A 19,455-nucleotide genomic window follows, 5' to 3' on the forward strand; every position below is an offset into this window, starting at 1 on the left:
ATCTTTTCCTATCGCGTAATCAAACCCCCGCCTCTAAGCTCGTATCTCTTATCGAGTCTTGAATATTACTTTGAAATTCATCATTAAGATTTGTATTAATATAATTTCGCTCACTGTTATTCACTTCATTATAAGGTGTACCAAGGCCTGATATGTAAAATTTCCAATAATCATTATTCACTGTAATTTCTTCTGCATTTTTATACGCATAAAATAATTTAGCAATATTACTTAGAACCTATCCCAATAGGATTTTATTCCAGACAATGATGGCACAGGCAAGATGCAGCATTGCCTCATAATTCTCGACCTTCTTCTCCCAACGAGTCAGGACACGACGGTAGCGATTCATCCAACTGTGTGTTCTCTCTACAACCCAGCGGTGGGCCTTAAAATCCGTGTTTTTGATGGCTTCTGATTCATCCTTCCGTGACTGGATATGAGGTTCATAGCGACGACTTTTCAGATACGCTCCCAACCATTCCGCTTCATACCCTTTGTCCATGCACAACCGGAGCCTCTTGCCCGGTCTGCCCGTCTGGAGGGCATCGAGCGTATCCGCAACCAGCTTTATGTCGTGCGTATTTGCTCCAGCGACAACCAGTGCAAGCGGAAGCCCGTTCCCGTCAGTCATCAGACTGCGCTTTACGCCCCGTTTCCCTCGGTCTGTTGGGTTCTTGCCTGTTTTTTTGAGCCTGCCAGCGGTGATTTGGTCATACAACCATCCATCGACAGCCACGACCAGTCAATAGCGTCCAACTGTTCGCAAGCAAGCAACCCGTTTTGCCAGAAGCGTTCAAATACGCCAGCATCCCGCCACTCCTGAAATCGGCGATGAGCAGAGCTTGACGAGCATATACCGGTGGCATTTAGCGCATTCCACTGGCAACCCGTCCTGAGTACGAAGAAAATGGCGTTCATTGCAGCGCGATTATCAACCCGCTTGTGGTGCGTACCCAGCGGGTGTTGAGTTCTATGCTCCGGGATGAGAGGAGCCATTTTCTCCCAGAGTTCATCACTGATTTGCCACTTATTACCTACCATACGTTGCCCTCATAAATTATCATTATGTATTATCTGACAATTCCTTTTGGGATAGGTTCTTAATTTGCCATTGGGTTCATCTAAGTCTTTATTTCGACCAACTCCATCAAAAAACAAGCCTATGTGTAAAGTACGTGAGCAATTACCTAATTTACATTCTTGTGCTTGCTTTGCTTTGTTTGTTGCTGCAATGATCGAATCAGTACTAGCTCGTTTATCATTATTCATTATGTGTACCCTCAATTTCTTTACTTGAGCTAAAAGGGTTATATGAAGATGAGTTTTTATTATTCCATTCTAGTTTAATTGTATTTTCTGGTAAAAAATGAACATGTAATGTATCGTCCCCTTCTTTACGCTCAGGTAATGGTACCTTAATTTGATAATTTTCAGAACGCATTCCTGCGTCATATTGTGAACCTTTGACACCTAATCGCCACTTTATTACAGCTATTTTTCCTTTTATTATTCCGCAGCATGTCATTGCACCTGAACCATAGGCATAGGGATTGTATTTATAAGCGGGTGCATTCCCCCCCATAATGTTATTTAAACTAAACCATGAAATGGGCCTGTTTTGCCAATTATGAGTAACTAAAGCGACCTCTTTATTATCTAATGCATCATTTGCACTTGACTTTGATGCAAACAAAACAGATAGCCCAATTAAAAATACAAATAAATACAACTTGAACCTCAGTAGCCTTTCGTGATTTTGTTGAATCCATGTCATGTTTTTCTCCTATATTTAATTTTATTGCAATATGCTTGTTAGTTAAATCAATAATTTCATATTGAGCTAAATAATAAATATTTGCTTTTTCATTCAGTGAAAACCCTTACTCGCCCAGCTCCATCAAAAAATAAACCCCGTTCTGTCTTTTGTCCAAAACCATAAAGTCAGCGCAAACCCCATAAACAAGATAATCAATAACACCACTAACCAGCGACGCGTATTGGGACGTGGCACTTTTGCGGCAGCAGGCGGAATCGTATTGAGCCAAACAGGCATGTCAGCCTACCTTGGCGGGCGAAAAGGAGCTGATTAAGGTACAGCCACAACCGCATTTATGCCCCTGAAAAGCGACAGGGATACCGTTATCGAGGTAGTTAGGATTACCTTCAATGATGGTGGTCGGACCGTGTCTTTTTTTGGGCAAGAAACCTGATCGCCTTTACGTGCCACCCCAATGCCCCCGAATTTCATGGTATCAAAGCCTGTCAGCACGGTGCCACCGTGGGTGGTTTTATCGCCTTTACGAATAATTTGTTGCATGGTTTTAGTCCTTTAAGATTTCAGCTGGTTAATAGCCCGTTTCTTCAATAAGTAATAAGTGCGTTTGTATCTTCATTTCTTCAAATAAATAGGTTGATGACTCCATCTCTTTTTCCGCAACTATTTTAACTCTCTTATCAGTCATCCATTGATAATCAAAGGTTTCATCGCCTTTCGTTTTACTCTCGATTTAGATAGCTTAGATTTTTAGTGGGCAATTTATTTTTAAGTCTAGCATGTCGATAATCATCGAGGCTTATTAATGTGTTATAAGCTTGTGATAGGGTTTGGCTAGGAAAATAATAGGTATATTCTAAAGTACCGTCATATTCCTTTCCTTCGTCTAACTGTCGGCAATAGGATGAAAATGTTGCACTCTTTGATTGAAGTTGCTTTGTTTCAACATTATGATTACTGGCAAATGCTTGTAGTGGAAATTTAATATAAAAAGGATTTGGATAAATTTTATTAGTAAAAATTTTAATGGTAGCGCAATTACATTGTTCATGTTAGTTCTCTGGTTATAATAATTCGATTTATCGTTCCCCTTCAAAATAAATGAGTTAATGCATACAGCCTAACGCGCTTTCTTTATCACAATCAAGAATGTTGAATAATTCATCTAATTTATCGACCTTTATTTTATTGCAATCAAAATTATATTCTTTATTAACACTCAAGTCTGTCACTTGTAACCCGCTATTATATTGGCCATCTTCGTAATTTTTATATATTGCGTAACCCATATTGTTATTTGAGTAAGTAACCCTGTAATACTCAGTATTATACCTAGAATAATAATTATATGAGAAGCCCTTACTCTCCAATAATTTAGAAGACTGCTCAATAAAAATAGAATCGTTATTTTTCATTGTTAACTTTAAATTTTCACCAACTAACGCCAAGTTAATTGAGCCATTTTCAGTTGCACATTGAAAGAATATTTTATTATTTGAGAAAGCACTTAAAGGCAGCAACATCATAAGAAACATTTTTTTAAATTTCATGACTATTATCACTTAGTTTTCTACTAAGTCAGTAATATCAAAGCATAATCACCATTAAGTTTAATTGATAAAATGTTGTATTTTTTTATCATCACGGCATTGTTTGATTTTAAGCAGATCAAAAGAGTATATCTTTATAATTGTTTTTGATTTATTATCAACCTCTACAGATAAACAGGCACACCTGACACCATAGTTACCGTTAGTGTAAATTATTTCTGAAGGGTCAATAGAATTATCAATAATTTTTTCAATTCCTTCCGATTCACGCCCTCCTTGCTGAGATATACTCCACTCAGCATCACGATCGATAAGCCAAAGATTTCCTGGTGTAGGATTATCTAACCAGCCACAAAGAATTTCTTGCCCATGTACAGAAAATTGTATAAATAGAAGGAGACATATAAAATAATTTTTTTTCATGCTAATAAGCCATTATTTAGTTTTTCCAAGTAATCCTCTGCAAAGCCTTTTATTTGATCTGCTTGATCTAATCCATTGATACACTTTCTTGCATTATAAAAATCAGTTTTAGACTCATTAATATAATCGGTTATTTTCTTACCTGTAAATTCACCATATTTAAAACCATCAATTAAAATAAACAATGAATACTCTGGATTTAATGCTAAATCTGGTTCATTAACCATGTCGACATTTAGTTTTTGTGAGTATTTCTCATAATTGTATTTCCATGTTATCTGTACATAACCTCTACCATAATATGGGTAATACCTGAATTTTTTCTTTCTATATTCATCACTAACCGTTCTTCCTCCGTAATTTCCTTCTCGTACAGGCTGAAATGCATCCCCCGTCTCTCTTTTTACAGTTGCTAAAATGTATGCTATTTGTGTGTTTAAAGAAATTCCCTGATTTTTACACTCACTAATAATTGCATGGATCGTGCCTTCTTTAGTTGAAAAATCATACTTTTTACTATGGAATGAATCCAAAAACACCAGCGGATGCATATGCCACACTTCAGGACCAATTTTTTCGTTAGTCACATCCTGCATCCAAACCATACTATCGAGAAACTCTTCGCTGTAAGAACGCCATAAGGGAGCCTCTTCACTCAGCATGTTTAGAAAATTTTGCCATACACTATCGTTTTTTTGTAATACCAATCACTAGGGTGTTTGACAATAGTTTTATTCACGATATGGGAAAACATGGGGTTATGGAAAGCGCGACGGTATTCTTCTGGATTGTAGTGCTCCGTTGCACTGCCTTTGATTTTATTAATTAAACGTTGATAATTATGGGCAATAATCCCTTTTTCAGGGCGTGGTGACACTTTAGCTTCAGCCAAAATAGTATCAAATATCGCACTGATATAAGTGGCTTTGGGTTGAATGTACCCGTTTAAATAATCAAACGTTTTTGTTTCACTGGTTAAGGCCCTAAAGCCTATTTTCTCTAAATCATAACGCGACAGAAAAAGCGCATGTTGGGTAATATTTTGGTATTCCGCTTGTTTTGTTTCATCGGCTTGAATTTCTTCAAAACGCTTTATCAGTGAGCCGATTTTATCTTTATCTGTGTCACTGATATCAATCTGTTTTGGAAAATACCCTAGATGCTCGGATAAAAAATAGTATTTTTGCTGTTGTTTGTCTGTTTCGACTTTTATCCACTTTGGAATCTTCTTAAATTTTCAGATGCGACTCTATCCGCTTCACTATTTAATAAGATTATTGATTTTTCTAAATTGACCATTTAACTCACCACTTTATTTATATAAATTTTCTTTTAAAAAGATTCTACTGAGTCAATTTTCCAGCCATTTAAATCTTTCGATAAAGTAATGAAATATAGTGAGCTACAGTTTTTTTCACCTAAAATAAGCTTTAGCTTTGCTTTATCATTTGACACTTCGATATATTTTACATTTATATTTTCCAACCAGTCCTCACAGATGGCTTGGGCGTCAATATAATAGTCCCGATCTATATCACTTGCGTTTATTTCACGTCTTAATCGTAGTGTCACATAAGTATTGGTACTGAGCAAGTCAAACAACGGTGGAAACGTATTTTCGAGGTCGTCATGGACATAGGCAGGAATGGTCGCGAGATCATGCTCTAACGAAAAGGTTAATAAACTCCCCGCCAAACGGGTCAATTCAGCCCAAATGATTTCAGGGTGGCGCTGTGGATAGCTTTCATAATTCATGAGAACATTAGCATGGGAGTTTAAGGCGTTTAACAACCAAAATAAGGAAACATCAGCGACGGCAAAATCAGCTAAACGTTCATTGCTCTCACGGCGCATGGACATCAGTCGTTGGCAACGGGAGCGTATTTGGCGATTCAGCAAGGCTAATCGCTCTTATAATTCTCGGCTTGCTGAAAATTGCGTCATGGAGGGGAATAAATGTTCTATCTATTGCCCAGCCACCTTGACCATCACGAGTTAGGCGTGCAATAGGACACGTTTGCCACGCATCATTATTTTCATGCTGAAAACGGACAGCAATATTAAAACGGGCAACTGCCATGGATTCATCATCCTGACCAAACACATCCGGCACATTCACCCACTCTTCCTGATAACGAAGGGAACGTTCAGAAAAGCCCCCTTTTTTCTGAACATTGATGATCCCTTGTTGAAGGAGTGGCAAGGCCAGCACCAGCACAATGCTGTCAGTTTGAGATAACGCGGTGGAATTTAACTCTCGGGGCTCTGGAGTGATATCACTGACTTGGGTATCTATTAACGCCCCATCCGGCAACCATGCCCTTAGTTGATGAACTTGTAAACGACCGGACGACAAAAATGACTCATCCAGTTCAACTTTTCACTCCCCAGTTAAAGGGAGAGAATAAACCGGAAACACCTTGGTTAGTGAAAGCCTCCCATTGCGCTTGCTGTTGAAATTGTTGCGGAGAGAGCAATGCGCCTTCATTCCATAATGGGCGGTAAATTTTCATTCGATGAGCCTTTTATTTAAGCAAAGGCAATTGGCATTATGATTCATTTTCCCGAAACAATTCGGCGGCGAGGTGATGTATTCACTCAAATTTGGAAAGTAAAGCATTTCTGATGTTTTGATACGCTACCGCCCTTAGCCGTCACCCAAGGCTCATAAGGTTAAAATACGCTAATACTGTCCTGACAAATCAATCCAAATTAATAAAAAATGGCACTTAAAAATAACCCGTGGCCCATCAAATGATGAATGCAATTGATGGACCGCTTGAATCCAAACGTCCATATCCTAAATATAGCGCTCAAATTATAGGAATTAAGGATTAAGTCAGCAATTATTTTTATCAATTTCTCTTATATAGTCACAAATACGCATAGTGAGCATTATTCACTAGCCGAATTAGACATAAAATGTATTGTAAGGTAACAGAATGAAATAATCTGGAGTGAAGACGGACTTAAGAAGCCATGCTGGCGCATTCAAGGCTGTGTTGTATGTTATCAATTAGAAAGGTAACGTAAGGAAATTTAATGATTAATACCTATTTTATGTGTGAAAAATGTTTCTTTCCGGTTTGTCACTACGATGCTGACTGTCATGAGTAGTCTCATTGTCACGTGAAGAGCATAAGAATAGTTGGGATATTATTCTTATGCCAAATCAAGCCGCCAATTTGCAGTATGGTTTCGGCTATACTTTATTGTTATAGATAAATTAGTTGTTAATTATCCATAACTTAGTGATTTTATCTTGAATTAATGACCATAAGGCCACTTTGTGATGATGTTTTGCATGGAGCATTGAAAAATAGCTCAATGCTTCTGTTATCGATTCTTCTGTGTTTATTGCGATACTGTAATCAAAACTTTTCTTTAAATCCGAAATCGCATACGCATAATAGCGACTTTGCGCGGTGAGTATCGCCCCTTCAGTAAGGCAACGACGAAGTATAATGGCAACCCTTATATAGCCCTGAGTATATAAATAAAAAAGGGAGGCTTACGCCTCCCTTTGACTCTGTCAATAACTGATTAGCAAACCACTATTTTAGCACGTTGTAGATCACGGTTTCACCCGCGGTCACATTTCCGTTAGCTAAAATTTCAACACCAGCAAAATCATCGATATTGCTGATAATAACAGGGCTGATCATCGATTTAGCGTTAGCTTCTAGGAAAGTGATATCCAACTTCAGAATTGGTGTACCGGCTTTCACTTCACTACCTTCTTCCACTAAACGCGCACAACCTTCACCTTTTAGAGCAACAGTATCGATACCCATGTGAACAATTAACTCAACACCATTTTCTGTTTCTAAACAGAACGCATGGTTAGTTTCGAAAATTTTCACGACGGTTCCTGATGCTGGTGCAAGCACCTCATCACTGGTTGGTTTAATGGCAATACCATCGCCAACGATACGACTAGAAAAAGCTTCATCTGGCACATCATCAAGGGAGTACACTTCACCACTGACAGGTGCTACCAGTGAAAGAATTGTTTCACCTTTTGTTTTCACAGGCTCGGCTATCTTGGCTTTTTCAGTTTCTGTTGCTGAAGCAGAAGCTGCAATTGGGCCTTTCGCAATCACTTCTTTCATCGCCGATGCGACCAGTTCAGCACGTGTACCTACAATGACTTGCACGCTTTGTTTATTCAAACGAATAACCCCTGAGGCACCAAGGCGTTTAGCCATCGCATCATTAACAATACTGGAATCTTTCACATTCAAGCGAAGACGAGTAATACATGCGTCGATACCTGTAATATTGTCACTTCCGCCGACAGCTGCGACATATTGACGGGCTTCTTTCTGAATATCACTATCTGTGCTATCAGCTGAGCTCAAGTTTTCATCATAACCGTCAATTGTTTCATCACCTGCACTCACTTCACGACCTGGCGTTAACAGTTTGAACTTGGTGATCATAAAACGGAAAACAACATAGTAAATACAGAAGAAAACGAGACCTTGAACAATCAACATCCACCATTGCAGCGCAAGAGGGTTACGTGATTGCAGTAACATATCCACTAAACCTGCACTAAAGCCGAATCCTGAGATCCACTCCATTGTGGCAGAGATATAGATAGAAATACCGGTTAATAAGGCGTGGATCACATACAGTACAGGCGCCACAAACATGAATGAGAATTCAAGTGGCTCTGTAATACCTGTAAAGAAGGCAGCAAAAGCACCCGCAAGCATAATACCTGCAACTTTGGCTTTATTTTCAGGACGAGCGCAATGGTAGATAGCCAAAGCAGCGCCTGGTAGACCAAACATCATAATAGGGAAGAAACCAGCTTGATAACGTCCTGTGATGCCTGGCGTCGCTAAACCTTCTTCAATTGACTTCGCGCCACCGAGGAAGTTAGGAATATCGTTAATACCTGCAACGTCAAACCAGAATACAGAGTTCAAGGCATGGTGCAGACCAACTGGGATTAATAAACGGTTAAAGAAGGCATAGATACCTGCGCCCACTGAACCTAAATCTTTGATACTTTCACCGAATGAGACTAATGCATTATAAACGACTGGCCATACGTACATTAGAATGAAAGCAAGGATAATCATTAAGAAAGAAGTCAGGATTGGAACCAGACGACGTCCACTAAAGAATGATAACGCTTTAGGTAATTCCACCCCGCTATAACGGTTATACAGCTCAGCCGAGAGCACACCGACCAGAATACCCACAAACTGGTTATTAATCTTATTGAAGGCAGCAGGAACGTTTTCAAGCGGAACATTCATAATCATGGAGTAAGAAGCTGGTGAACACAGCGTTGTCACCACTAAGAACCCCACAAACCCTGTCAGCGCCGCTGCACCATCTTTATCTTTCGACATACCATAGGCAATACCAATGGCAAACAGCACAGACATATTATCAATAATAGCTGCGCCTGATTTAATAAGTAACGCTGCGATTGCACTATTGGCGCCCCACCCATCTGGGTCAATCCAATATCCAATCCCCATAAGGATTGCGGCGGCTGGCAGTACAGCCACAGGCACCATCAATGCCCTGCCGATCCGCTGTAAGTAGCTAAGAATATTCACGAACTCCCCCTTTAAAGCCCTATTATTGCCCCATTCACAGGATCTTATTGTTCATACACCATAATAATAATTTAGGTGTCTGAGTGTAGCAATTTCATAGTCTAGATGAATTTTTTCGCGATACAAAATAAATAGGTTCGATTTGTGATAAATGTCAATGATAATTTTCATTATCCACCTAAATTAGTGGCTATTATTGAAAACTTATTTTATGATTAAAAATAACTTATCTACTGGATTTAGCTGTATAGCTAATAGAGAATCGATACTCCCTGAAATTTCCTATAGTTAGTTAATAAAAAGTCAGGGGCATAGCAACTCAAAATAGCAAAGTTACATGCTGGCGATTGAGTACAATCGCTGATTTGCAACAAATGTCATGTAACTTAAGCCATAAAGAGTATGGCGATCTTTCAGATTTCATAGAATTAACAGACTGTTACTAGAGGTAAAGTATCATGAGGCTTCTCCCACTAAAAACTGCTCACGACGTTGGGATTTGGTCTGCACAATATATTGCAGATAAAATCAACGCTTTTAACCCAACAGCCGAGCGCCCTTTTGTTTTAGGTTTGCCGACCGGTGGAACTCCGCTTGCGACATACAAAGCGCTTATCGCGTTGTATCAAGCAGGCAAAGTGAGCTTTAAACATGTTGTAACGTTCAACATGGACGAATATGTGGGTATCCCAGAAGATCATCCGCAAAGTTACCATACTTTTATGCATGAAAACTTCTTTAACCATATTGATATTCAAAAAGAAAATATCAATTTGCTAAATGGTAACGCATCGGATGTGGATGCTGAATGCCAACGCTACGAAGATAAAATTAAGTCTTATGGCAAAATTAATCTATTTATGGGTGGTGTCGGTAATGATGGTCATATTGCCTTTAATGAACCCGGCTCATCATTACGCTCTCGTACTCGTATCAAAACATTAACCCCCGAGACGCGCATCGCTAACTCACGTTTCTTTGATAATGATGTCAATCAAGTACCGAAGTTTGCCCTTACTGTAGGTGTCGCAACATTAATGGATGCGGAAGAGCTGATGGTATTGGCAACGGGTGCCAACAAAGCCAACGCCGTTCAAGCTGCGGTTGAAGGTTCAGTTAATCATTTATGGACTATCAGTTGTGTGCAAATGCACCAAAAAGCATTGATCGTCTGTGATGAACCCGCAACGCTTGAGCTAAAAGTAAAAACACTCAAATATTTTACGCAGCTAGAATCTGACATTATCGAAAAGTTTAACTCATAATCATTCGATCACCCGACCTGTTGAAGCAGGTCGGTGACCCGATGTTTTATCTCTCCAGAAGTCAGGAGCCAAATACCATGTACGCATTAACCCATTGTATTATTTATACAGGTCATGAAAGATTAGATAACCATGCTGTCATCATAGATGGTGCTCTTATTAAAGATATCTGCCCATTAGATGAACTTCCCTCTGATATCAAGCAGCACGATTTACAAGGTGCTATTCTTTCTCCCGGCTTTATTGATTTACAAGTCAATGGCTGTGGTGGCGTCCAATTCAATGATAACAAAGAAAATGTGACATTGAAGCATCTGGAGATAATGCAAAAAGCCAATGAGCGTTCTGGGTGCACAAGTTTTCTACCAACCTTAATTACCTGTTCCGATGAACTGATGAAGCATGGGGTAGAAGTGATGATGGAGTACTTAAAAACACATCGTCATCAAGCGCTCGGCCTACACTTAGAAGGCCCTTACATCAACATCGTGAAAAAAGGCACGCATAATCCTGAATTCATTCGTCAGCCTTCTGCGCAAATGATTGATTATTTAGCCGCTCATGCAGATGCGATTACCAAGGTCACCTTAGCACCGGAAATCGTGGGTGAGTCTTATATTCGCCAATTGACCAATGCTGGCATTATCGTTTCTGCGGGCCATTCAAATTCAACTTACGAAGAAGCGCGCCTCGGCTTTAAAGCGGGTATCCGTTTCTCAACCCATCTCTTTAATGCCATGCCATATATTTCAGGTCGCGGACCTGGTTTAGTAGGGGCAATTTATGATACTCCAGAAGTGTACGCTGGCATTATCGCAGATGGTCTTCATGTACAATGGGCAAATATTCGTAACAGTAAACGGTTGAAAGGTGATAAATTAGTTTTAGTTACGGACGCTACCGCGCCTGCTGGTATTGATCCTCAAACTGGTGAAATGGATCATTTTATCTTTGCAGGCAAAACCATATACTACCGGAATGGATTATGTGTTGATGAGAACGGAACCCTCAGTGGATCGTCACTAACCATGATTGAAGCAGTTAAAAATACGGTAGAACATGTCGGTATCGCATTAGATGAAACATTAAGAATGGCAACACTTTACCCCGCTAGAGCGATTGGCGTCGAATCCCACTTAGGGTCTATCGCGCCGGGTAAAGTTGCGAACTTAACTGCGTTTAACCACGACTTCCAAATCCTTTCAACCTATGTCAACGGAGAGGAAGTCTACAAAAAATGAGTATATAGCTGATGAACCATAGTCACTCGCTAAAGCAAATTGGTAATATTGATCTGGTAAAACAACTCAACGGTGCCGTGGTATATAGCCTCATTGACCAACATGGTCCTATATCTCGCATCCAAATTGCAGAGCAGAGCCAACTTGCCCCCGCAAGTGTCACTAAAATTACTCGTCAGCTACTTGAGCGCGGCCTCATTAAAGAAGTCGACCAGCAAGCCTCTACAGGGGGGCGACGTGCCATATCTATCGTATCAGAGCATAAAAACTTTCATACGATAGGTGTGCGCTTAGGTCGTTATGATGCCACTATCGCCCTTTATGATTTAAGCGGCAAGCTACTTGTCGATGCCCACTATCCAATCTCAGCGCCTTCTCAGCAAGCGGTAGAGCAAAAACTGATTGAAGCGATAGAAGACTTTATTGCGCTCAATCAACGCCGTCTTAAAGAGCTTATAGCCATCTCAGTCATTTTACCCGGCCTCGTTAGCCCACACAGCGGCATTGTTCACTATATGCCACACATTAAAGTGGATAACTGGCACCTTATCGATAATTTGCAGGCTCATTTCAAAATTACCTGCTATGTTGGGCACGACATCCGTAGCCTTGCCTTAGCAGAAAGCTACTTTGGAGCCACAAAAGATTGCAAAGACTCGCTACTTGTTCGGATCCACCGCGGTGCAGGTGCCGGACTGGTCATTGATAATGAAATCTTACTAAATCACCGTGGTAACCTCGGTGAAATCGGTCATATCCAAGTGGACCCTCTAGGTGATTTGTGCCATTGCGGTAATTTTGGTTGCCTCGAAACTATCGCCTCAAATCAAGTTATTGAAAACCGTGTTCAACAGCGCCTAGAACAAGGTTTTACTAGCTCACTCACACTAGAACGTTGCTCTATACAGCATATCTGCCAAGCTGCAAATAAAAATGACCCTCTGGCGACAGAGGTGATACAGCATGTCGGCCGCCAAATCGGTAAAGCCATTGCTATCGCAATCAACCTGTTTAACCCTGAAAAGGTGGTTATTGCAGGTGATATTACGGAAGCCGAGCAAGTCTTACTGCCAGCTATCCAAAGTTGTATCGATACCCAAACACTCAAAGAGTTCCGTGAAAACTTACCGGTAGTTACCTCACAATTAGTGCATACCTCAGCAATCGGCGCCTTCGCCTTAACAAAACGCGCTATGCTCAATGGGGAGTTGCTCCAAAAACTCCTTGATAACTGATCTCACAATCCCACCAGCAAAAACCAGAAACTGTTGCTCCATTTCTGGTTTTTGCTCTGGATTAGATTCTTTTTCCTTAACGCCAAAAACAGGCAAATCGTGCGTTGATAGATCTTTTGGATCACCATTTCACTGTTAGTTTGGCATCCCAACATATTAAGATGGATACAATTACTCTCATGTGACATGTCACAGTTTTTTCGATGAATGACTTGTTTTTTGCTGTCTTTATCGACAAAATGATTATTCATCAAACAAACGGACGCATTTTCACAAAAATAGTGAAAAAAGCAGTTGACTGTCTTAGCTGTAATTAGCATAATGCGCCCCGCAACGCCGATGAAGGTAATGCAAAAAAGATGGCTATGTAGCTCAGCTGGTTAGAGCACAACACTCATAATGTTGGGGTCACAGGTTCGAATCCCGTCATAGCCACCATGTTTGCGGGAGTGGCGAAATTGGTAGACGCACCAGATTTAGGTTCTGGCGCCGCGAGGTGTGCGAGTTCAAGTCTCGCCTCCCGCACCATTTCCTTCTCGGTTATTGAATTTAAGATTGGGGTATCGCCAAGCGGTAAGGCACCAGGTTTTGATCCTGGCATTCCCAGGTTCGAATCCTGGTACCCCAGCCATCTTAAATTAACGAATTTAGAAGACATCCTCGGATGGGGTATCGCCAAGCGGTAAGGCACCAGGTTTTGATCCTGGCATTCCCAGGTTCGAATCCTGGTACCCCAGCCATCTTCTCCTCTTCGTAGGTTGTCTTGAATCCCATGCAGTGAAGTTAAAAAAGCAGTCTTACTGTATGACATGGCTATGTAGCTCAGCTGGTTAGAGCACAACACTCATAATGTTGGGGTCACAGGTTCGAATCCCGTCATAGCCACCATGTTTTGCGGGAGTGGCGAAATTGGTAGACGCACCAGATTTAGGTTCTGGCGCCGCAAGGTGTGCGAGTTCAAGTCTCGCCTCCCGCACCATCCCTAACTAGGGATAAAAAATCTGATATATTGGGGTATCGCCAAGCGGTAAGGCACCAGGTTTTGATCCTGGCATTCCCAGGTTCGAATCCTGGTACCCCAGCCATCTCTCCCCCTACTCCACTTCAAAGTAAAATTTTCACCTAATATACCTTTGGGGTATCCCTTATACTTTCTCAAAAGAGACAACTTCATTTATCACTCAAGCTCAGTTACAGGTTTGCATCATCTATTTTTCTGAGCCTTAAGTAGACCAATGTACAGCCATTTCAGATACTATTTTCGTTCCGTATACCCACTTAGTGTTCGTCAGCGGCAAAACGATGAACAGCACCTATCGTATAGATGACCTTGAGATATTTTCAGAGAAACAAAAATAATCAGACAGTGTATCCATTACAGTGTCATCCCTATAACCAAATCTTATTGCCTGATTTATTCTCCTGTTCATCTAGCTCAATAAACAGGTTTCAAACCTACCATAAACACATCGTAGTGTTTTAAGCGGCATAGTGCTTTGCTTGAGGATAGAGGCTATTTGATGCTTCAAGAAAGCCCATTAGCCCATCGACACGAGCAATAAAGAGGTCGCTTACCCCGAGAATTTGCCGTTTAATCACCACAGAAAGCCATAAATTACCACTCCACTTTCATAGAGGTAGAGCTGCTTATCTTTTAAATTTGAAACGAGAGCAGTTTAAGCAGCTTTCTTCACATCGCCGCTGTCTTCTTTCACTTTATATAGGATGGGGCGTATAAAGCGTTTCTTGTGGCTTCTGTTGCCACTGCTTTGGCGCACGCGGATAGTCGCGGCTGAGTCGCTTATTCTTAGAGCAAAAAGATGCTTAATTTTGTTTGATAGCCCTCAGCGCTTATTGGCTAGCTAAGCTAACTAGGGAGCCATTGATTCACCAGACTATTAGGTACAATAGTTTTGACTTACTCTAACGCCTTTTGCTGTATATCAAACACCAGAGAGAAATCATCTAACAGCAAAACCCTGTAGCCATTCCCTTTGGTATGTCAGCATTTTTCGCAGAAAACAAAAATATCTATATTTTATCCGCATACCTATCAGGTAATAACAAGGTAGCATTATTGACACTTTTTAATGAGAAATCATTGACTCATTACAAAATTGTTTCTCCTGTGATATCTCACGACCTTTGATTTATCTTAATAATTTTCCGTTAAGAATTAACACTGATGATATTAATACTTAGTTCGTTGGGCTAGCTCAAAACTGAGTTAGCCCAATTAACATTTCTATTAAAAATTTATTATTTTGTTATTAATGAATTATAATCCTTTATCAAGGATTCATAGTTTATAAAAATCGTATCAATATCATTCGACACATTCTTGCCTTCCTTAGCTTTTTTCTCTAACACTTTTAATTCGATAACAATTTGTTGATATTTTCTTAAATATTCTTTAACTGCATAATCTGAGCTTTTTATGTTTTCTTTATTGAGTAACACTTCATTGCCGAATAATTTTTCTAACTCGACTGACTCAGCTTCAATTTTAGCAATTTCATCAGAAAGTACTTTCAAATCAATTTTCTCTGGCTCCATTGACTCAATAGTATTAGACAGTAGATCCAATGAGTTCATAATTTGAAAACGAATAATTAAGAACCTATCCCAAAAGGAATTGTCAGATAATACATAATGATAATTTATGAGGGCAACGTATGGTAGGTAATAAGTGGCAAATCAGTGATGAACTCTGGGAGAAAATGGCTCCTCTCATCCCGGAGCATAGAACTCAACACCCGCTGGGTACGCACCGCAAGCGGGTTGATAATCGCGCTGCAATGAACGCCATTTTCTTCGTACTCAGGACGGGTTGCCAGTGGAATGCGCTAAATGCCACCGGTATATGCTCGTCAAGCTCTGCTCATCGCCGATTTCAGGAGTGGCGGGATGCTGGCGTATTTGAACGCTTCTGGCAAAACGGGTTGCTTGCTTGCGAACAGTTGGACGCTATTGACTGGTCGTGGCTGTCGATGGATGGTTGTATGACCAAATCACCGCTGGCAGGCTCAAAAAAACAGGCAAGAACCCAACAGACCGAGGGAAACGGGGCGTAAAGCGCAGTCTGATGACTGACGGGAACGGGCTTCCGCTTGCACTGGTTGTCGCTGGAGCAAATACGCACGACATAAAGCTGGTTGCGGATACGCTCGATGCCCTCCAGACGGGCAGACCGGGCAAGAGGCTCCGGTTGTGCATGGACAAAGGGTATGAAGCGGAATGGTTGGGAGCGTATCTGAAAAGTCGTCGCTATGAACCTCATATCCAGTCACGGAAGGATGAATCAGAAGCCATCAAAAACACGGATTTTAAGGCCCACCGCTGGGTTGTAGAGAGAACACACAGTTGGATGAATCGCTACCGTCGTGTCCTGACTCGTTGGGAGAAGAAGGTCGAGAATTATGAGGCAATGCTGCATCTTGCCTGTGCCATCATTGTCTGGAATAAAATCCTATTGGGATAGGTTCTAAGCCTTTTTCCTTCACTAATTTAAGCTCTTCAACATGCATATCTTGATAATAATTTTCATATGCATTTTCTAATTTTTCTTTTTCATCAATAAGTTTGATGTAGGCTTTTTTAGCATCGTCGTATAACACTTGCATTTGCGCATAATCATCTAAACGATATGTTTTTTTGATAATGGCATAATCACCTAATTTTATCATTTTTTCATATAAATCAACATAACTTTTACCATAAGCAATACCTGCAGCGTCTAATTCAGGGATCTCTGGGGAAAGCGTCGCCATATAATCAAATGCTTCTTTGATATTATTTAGTTCTGAATTATTGAAATGCATTGAAAAAGTAATGTCCAATGACAGTAAGCTTCCACTTATTTCTGCCCTATTTTTTAGATCCGTTTTGTTATCAATTGCTTTAAAAGCCGGAAGGTTAAGTGTCATATTTTTATCAGAACTGAATGAATCTAATACACTTTTTGTATTATTTAAAATATTAGGATTTAAACCACCTGATATCACTGATGTTTTTTTCCTTATTATATTGCCAAATTCCTCCTCAATGGCATATGTCCATAAATTACCTTTTTCAATCTTTTGGGCCAATTTAGCTTCATTGAAGTTAGTGTTTTTCTGTTTTGACTCAGATTGTTCTGCTTTATTTTTCTGAGATGGAGTGGTATTTGAGCTTTCATTAGAATCATTACACCCCGTAACTGATATTAATAAAAGGCTTAATATCGAAACTAATATTTTCTTTTTCATAATCCCTCTGCATATTATTAATTTTTTACTTCCAAGTAATTATCATAGCTCTTTTTTACGAGTAAAAAAACAATGAGCTTAACACTATCCTTCACACTCCTATTTTTTAATAACAAAGAAGATTAACATTTACGGTATTACATTTGACAATATTTCACAGTAATACATTAAAGATAAAAAAGAGCCGATCAGTATTCTCAATTTTTCAGTAACTATTTGAATGGCTTGTGCTGAAAATAAAAGAAGTGTGCTCGTAGTCAATTTTATTCAATATCTTAGTTTGGTGCTTTCTCACTTGTTGAGACTCGAAAGCAGCCTTATGTCACATGAGGTCTTTACTCCAACATTCCCCATATGAGCTTCACTAGGCTTGTTGTTCGACGGGTTCCGCAGATAATGTGGCGTCATTGCGTTATTTAATCAATGAAGTCAAAATACTATCCTCTTAAAATACTTTTAGGATTTTACCGAAAATGAAAGATTGTGCCATGCATCATTCCTTTTTAATGTGTTTACTGAAATGACACAAAATATCTATCACACCTGAAAAAAGTATATTATAAAAGATATTTCAAATTGCTCGAACGGTATGCCCGAGCAGCTCTACAACTTCTTAGTGATACCAATCCAGTTTCGCGCATAGGTAAACGAACAAGTAGAAGAGAAAAACGAATATTACAATCTGGAAAAGTGCAATTAACTTTTATTTTACTCTCATTCTAATTAGCACTTTTCTCATTTTCATGTTTTCAATAAGAGATGTGAATTATGCCGTTAAATCGGGCTTATTACGCGATTAAGATAGCAGCCATTGCAAAACAACTGCGTCATGCTGGATTAATTAACCATACACTGAATTTGCCCATTATTTACCTACCAGGTATTTTAGGAAGTCAGTTATACGATAGGCAAAAAAAAACCTTAATTTGGGGAGACTATCGTAGCTTAATTCGACAGAACCATTATCAATATACGGACTCCGCTGCTCATATTGGTGTCCAACAACTACACAGCTTCTCAGTTATTCCTGGTTTAATCGAGAATTTAATCACCGCACCGTTAAAGCAGCTCTTAGAAAAAGCATTAGGCTATCGCGATGGTATTGACCTATTTTTCCTTGCATATGATTGGCGCGCAGATCACCGCCATTTAGCCGCTCAACTTGACGCCAAAATCCATCAAGTAAAACAACGTTATGGGGAGCAGCAAAAAATATTACTGATTGCTCATTCATCATCAAACTGTGCGATCCGCTACTATCTACAACAATCGGCAACACAAAAAAATCGCGACAGCATTGCTAAATGGTATGCTTTTGGTCCTCCTTGGGTTGGAACATTTCAATCTTTAGCCTTGATTCAATCGGGGTATTACCCAGCAGGGAAACTCTTTCATGGGTTTTCTGCTGATGATATTGCCAGTTGCCCTAGTGCCTACCAGCTGCTTCCTAGCTCTCCTCAAGTCATAGATAAAAAAGGTAATCTAGTCGAAGAATTTGATATTTATGATGAAGAATGCTGGAAAAGCTTCTCTCTCGGCCCTTATCGCTCACCCACAGCCAATATCTCTGCCTCCACGGAACACCTACGTGAAGAGCTAGCAAATAACCTAATGAGTGCAAAAGCCTTTAGTCAATGTGTGTCTATACGCCATGCCGCCGAACAGTCAGTTTCTCAAACCTGGTTTTTGAGTGATAACCATCAAACAGTCAAATGCGCCGTCTATGACCAAGGGCAACTATTTTTGAACGCAAAAGCGATACAAAAGCACTACCCTAATTTAGTTGAACAGGCGCTCACCAAAGGCGATGACCACCTTCCGATCGATGGTTTACTTAAAGGATGGGAGCACCCCATTTTATGTGAAACAGAAACACCGCCATTAGGTGAAAATTATGTGTTTATTAATCAAGCTCGTACTCACCGAGGATTAGTTGGACATATTCCTAATTTACGCACGCTCGCTTTTGATATTGCGACATTAAATCAAAAAGCGTGCTGATTAAGATGGCTTTCCGTTCGGACTTATCTCAAATATGTATTAAGTGAGCTCATATATAACTTTATCCGTAGATAAACATACATAATGATAAACAGCTAAACACTTATGATGTCGCAATTTAATGTGACACTGGC

At 40.0% G+C, this 19,455-nt stretch carries 14 protein-coding genes, 7 tRNA genes and 4 pseudogenes; 12 read left to right on the plus strand and 13 right to left on the minus strand.

Going from position 1 to position 19,455, the window contains the following annotated elements:
* Positions 1 to 238: 238 nt before the first annotated feature.
* The 11 genes and pseudogenes from M1E93_RS14455 to nagE all read right to left on the minus strand — a co-directional run bounded on the left by M1E93_RS14455 (position 239) and on the right by nagE (position 9,332).
* Positions 239 to 1,044 (minus strand): annotated as a pseudogene (locus tag M1E93_RS14455) (IS5 family transposase).
* A 9-nt stretch (positions 1,045 to 1,053) separates the two neighbouring features.
* On the minus strand, positions 1,054 to 1,272 hold the full coding sequence (locus M1E93_RS14460) for a hypothetical protein (protein WP_426206998.1): 219 nt from the start codon (positions 1,270 to 1,272) through the stop codon (positions 1,054 to 1,056).
* On the minus strand, positions 1,265 to 1,777 hold the full coding sequence (locus M1E93_RS14465) for a DUF3304 domain-containing protein (RefSeq protein ID WP_076914345.1): 513 nt from the start codon (positions 1,775 to 1,777) through the stop codon (positions 1,265 to 1,267). The genes M1E93_RS14460 and M1E93_RS14465 overlap by 8 nt, the downstream gene beginning before the upstream one ends.
* 123 nt (positions 1,778 to 1,900) lie before the next feature.
* Positions 1,901 to 2,056 carry a hypothetical protein gene (locus tag M1E93_RS14470; RefSeq protein WP_004917708.1) on the minus strand — a complete coding sequence of 52 codons (156 nt, stop codon included), beginning with the start codon at positions 2,054 to 2,056 and terminating at the stop codon, positions 1,901 to 1,903.
* A 1-nt stretch (position 2,057) separates the two neighbouring features.
* A pseudogene (locus M1E93_RS14475) lies at positions 2,058 to 2,320 on the minus strand (PAAR domain-containing protein).
* 563 nt (positions 2,321 to 2,883) lie between these two features.
* Positions 2,884 to 3,327 carry a hypothetical protein gene (locus M1E93_RS14480; protein WP_004917703.1) on the minus strand — a complete coding sequence of 148 codons (444 nt, stop codon included), beginning with the start codon at positions 3,325 to 3,327 and terminating at the stop codon, positions 2,884 to 2,886.
* A 60-nt stretch (positions 3,328 to 3,387) separates the two neighbouring features.
* Positions 3,388 to 3,750 (minus strand): DUF4087 domain-containing protein, encoded by a 363-nt coding sequence (locus tag M1E93_RS14485; protein ID WP_104873336.1) that lies wholly within the window; start codon positions 3,748 to 3,750, stop codon positions 3,388 to 3,390.
* Positions 3,747 to 4,412 carry a glycoside hydrolase family 19 protein gene (locus M1E93_RS14490; RefSeq protein ID WP_004917699.1) on the minus strand — a complete coding sequence of 222 codons (666 nt, stop codon included), beginning with the start codon at positions 4,410 to 4,412 and terminating at the stop codon, positions 3,747 to 3,749. Before M1E93_RS14490 ends, M1E93_RS14485 begins: the two co-directional genes overlap by 4 nt.
* Before the next feature lie 2 nt (positions 4,413 to 4,414).
* Positions 4,415 to 4,642: a hypothetical protein gene (locus M1E93_RS14495; protein WP_076914344.1), complete on the minus strand. Its 228-nt coding sequence runs from the start codon at positions 4,640 to 4,642 to the stop codon at positions 4,415 to 4,417.
* A gap of 692 nt (positions 4,643 to 5,334) precedes the next feature.
* Positions 5,335 to 6,263 (minus strand): annotated as a pseudogene (gene tssK / locus M1E93_RS14500) (type VI secretion system baseplate subunit TssK); the annotation flags it as partial.
* A gap of 1,041 nt (positions 6,264 to 7,304) precedes the next feature.
* Entirely contained in the window at positions 7,305 to 9,332 is a 2,028-nt protein-coding gene (gene nagE / locus M1E93_RS14505) for an N-acetylglucosamine-specific PTS transporter subunit IIBC (protein ID WP_426206999.1), read from the minus strand.
* A 458-nt stretch (positions 9,333 to 9,790) separates the two neighbouring features.
* On the opposite strand from nagE, the gene nagB reads away from it, so the two are divergent.
* From nagB to M1E93_RS14555, 10 genes are all read left to right on the plus strand, one after another.
* A complete protein-coding gene (nagB, locus tag M1E93_RS14510) occupies positions 9,791 to 10,597 on the plus strand; it encodes a glucosamine-6-phosphate deaminase (RefSeq protein ID WP_004917685.1) in 807 nt (268 codons plus the stop codon).
* A gap of 77 nt (positions 10,598 to 10,674) precedes the next feature.
* On the plus strand, positions 10,675 to 11,838 hold the full coding sequence (nagA, locus tag M1E93_RS14515; protein WP_104873335.1) for an N-acetylglucosamine-6-phosphate deacetylase: 1,164 nt from the start codon (positions 10,675 to 10,677) through the stop codon (positions 11,836 to 11,838).
* 11 nt (positions 11,839 to 11,849) lie between these two features.
* Complete coding sequence (gene nagC, locus M1E93_RS14520) at positions 11,850 to 13,073, plus strand: DNA-binding transcriptional regulator NagC (protein WP_426207000.1); 1,224 nt, start codon at positions 11,850 to 11,852, stop codon at positions 13,071 to 13,073.
* Positions 13,074 to 13,434: 361 nt separating this feature from the next.
* Positions 13,435 to 13,511: transfer RNA gene (locus tag M1E93_RS14525), tRNA-Met, on the plus strand.
* Positions 13,512 to 13,516: 5 nt separating this feature from the next.
* A tRNA-Leu gene (locus M1E93_RS14530) sits at positions 13,517 to 13,601 on the plus strand.
* Between the two features lie 28 nt (positions 13,602 to 13,629).
* Positions 13,630 to 13,704 (plus strand) — tRNA-Gln (locus M1E93_RS14535).
* Positions 13,705 to 13,738: 34 nt separating this feature from the next.
* Positions 13,739 to 13,813 (plus strand) — tRNA-Gln (locus tag M1E93_RS14540).
* A gap of 71 nt (positions 13,814 to 13,884) precedes the next feature.
* A tRNA-Met gene (locus M1E93_RS14545) sits at positions 13,885 to 13,961 on the plus strand.
* A gap of 6 nt (positions 13,962 to 13,967) precedes the next feature.
* Positions 13,968 to 14,052 (plus strand) — tRNA-Leu (locus M1E93_RS14550).
* A gap of 31 nt (positions 14,053 to 14,083) precedes the next feature.
* A tRNA-Gln gene (locus tag M1E93_RS14555) sits at positions 14,084 to 14,158 on the plus strand.
* A gap of 1,174 nt (positions 14,159 to 15,332) precedes the next feature.
* Here the strand turns inward: M1E93_RS14555 and M1E93_RS14560 are convergent.
* Positions 15,333 to 15,668, minus strand: a complete 336-nt coding sequence (locus M1E93_RS14560; RefSeq protein WP_426207001.1) for a hypothetical protein — start codon at positions 15,666 to 15,668, stop codon at positions 15,333 to 15,335.
* A 125-nt stretch (positions 15,669 to 15,793) separates the two neighbouring features.
* Between M1E93_RS14560 and M1E93_RS14565 the strand changes: the two are divergent.
* A pseudogene (locus M1E93_RS14565) lies at positions 15,794 to 16,554 on the plus strand (IS5 family transposase).
* Here M1E93_RS14565 and M1E93_RS14570 read toward each other — a convergent pair.
* Positions 16,523 to 17,320 (minus strand): hypothetical protein, encoded by a 798-nt coding sequence (locus M1E93_RS14570; protein WP_426207002.1) that lies wholly within the window; start codon positions 17,318 to 17,320, stop codon positions 16,523 to 16,525. The pseudogene M1E93_RS14565 and the gene M1E93_RS14570 sit on opposite strands and share 32 nt — an antisense overlap.
* 768 nt (positions 17,321 to 18,088) lie before the next feature.
* Here M1E93_RS14570 and M1E93_RS14575 point away from each other — a divergent pair.
* Positions 18,089 to 19,321, plus strand: a complete 1,233-nt coding sequence (locus M1E93_RS14575) for a lipase/acyltransferase domain-containing protein (RefSeq protein ID WP_076914343.1) — start codon at positions 18,089 to 18,091, stop codon at positions 19,319 to 19,321.
* Positions 19,322 to 19,455 lie beyond the last annotated feature (134 nt).

The organism is Providencia sp. PROV272, assembly GCF_049901975.1.
Taxonomy (GTDB): domain Bacteria; phylum Pseudomonadota; class Gammaproteobacteria; order Enterobacterales; family Enterobacteriaceae; genus Providencia; species Providencia stuartii.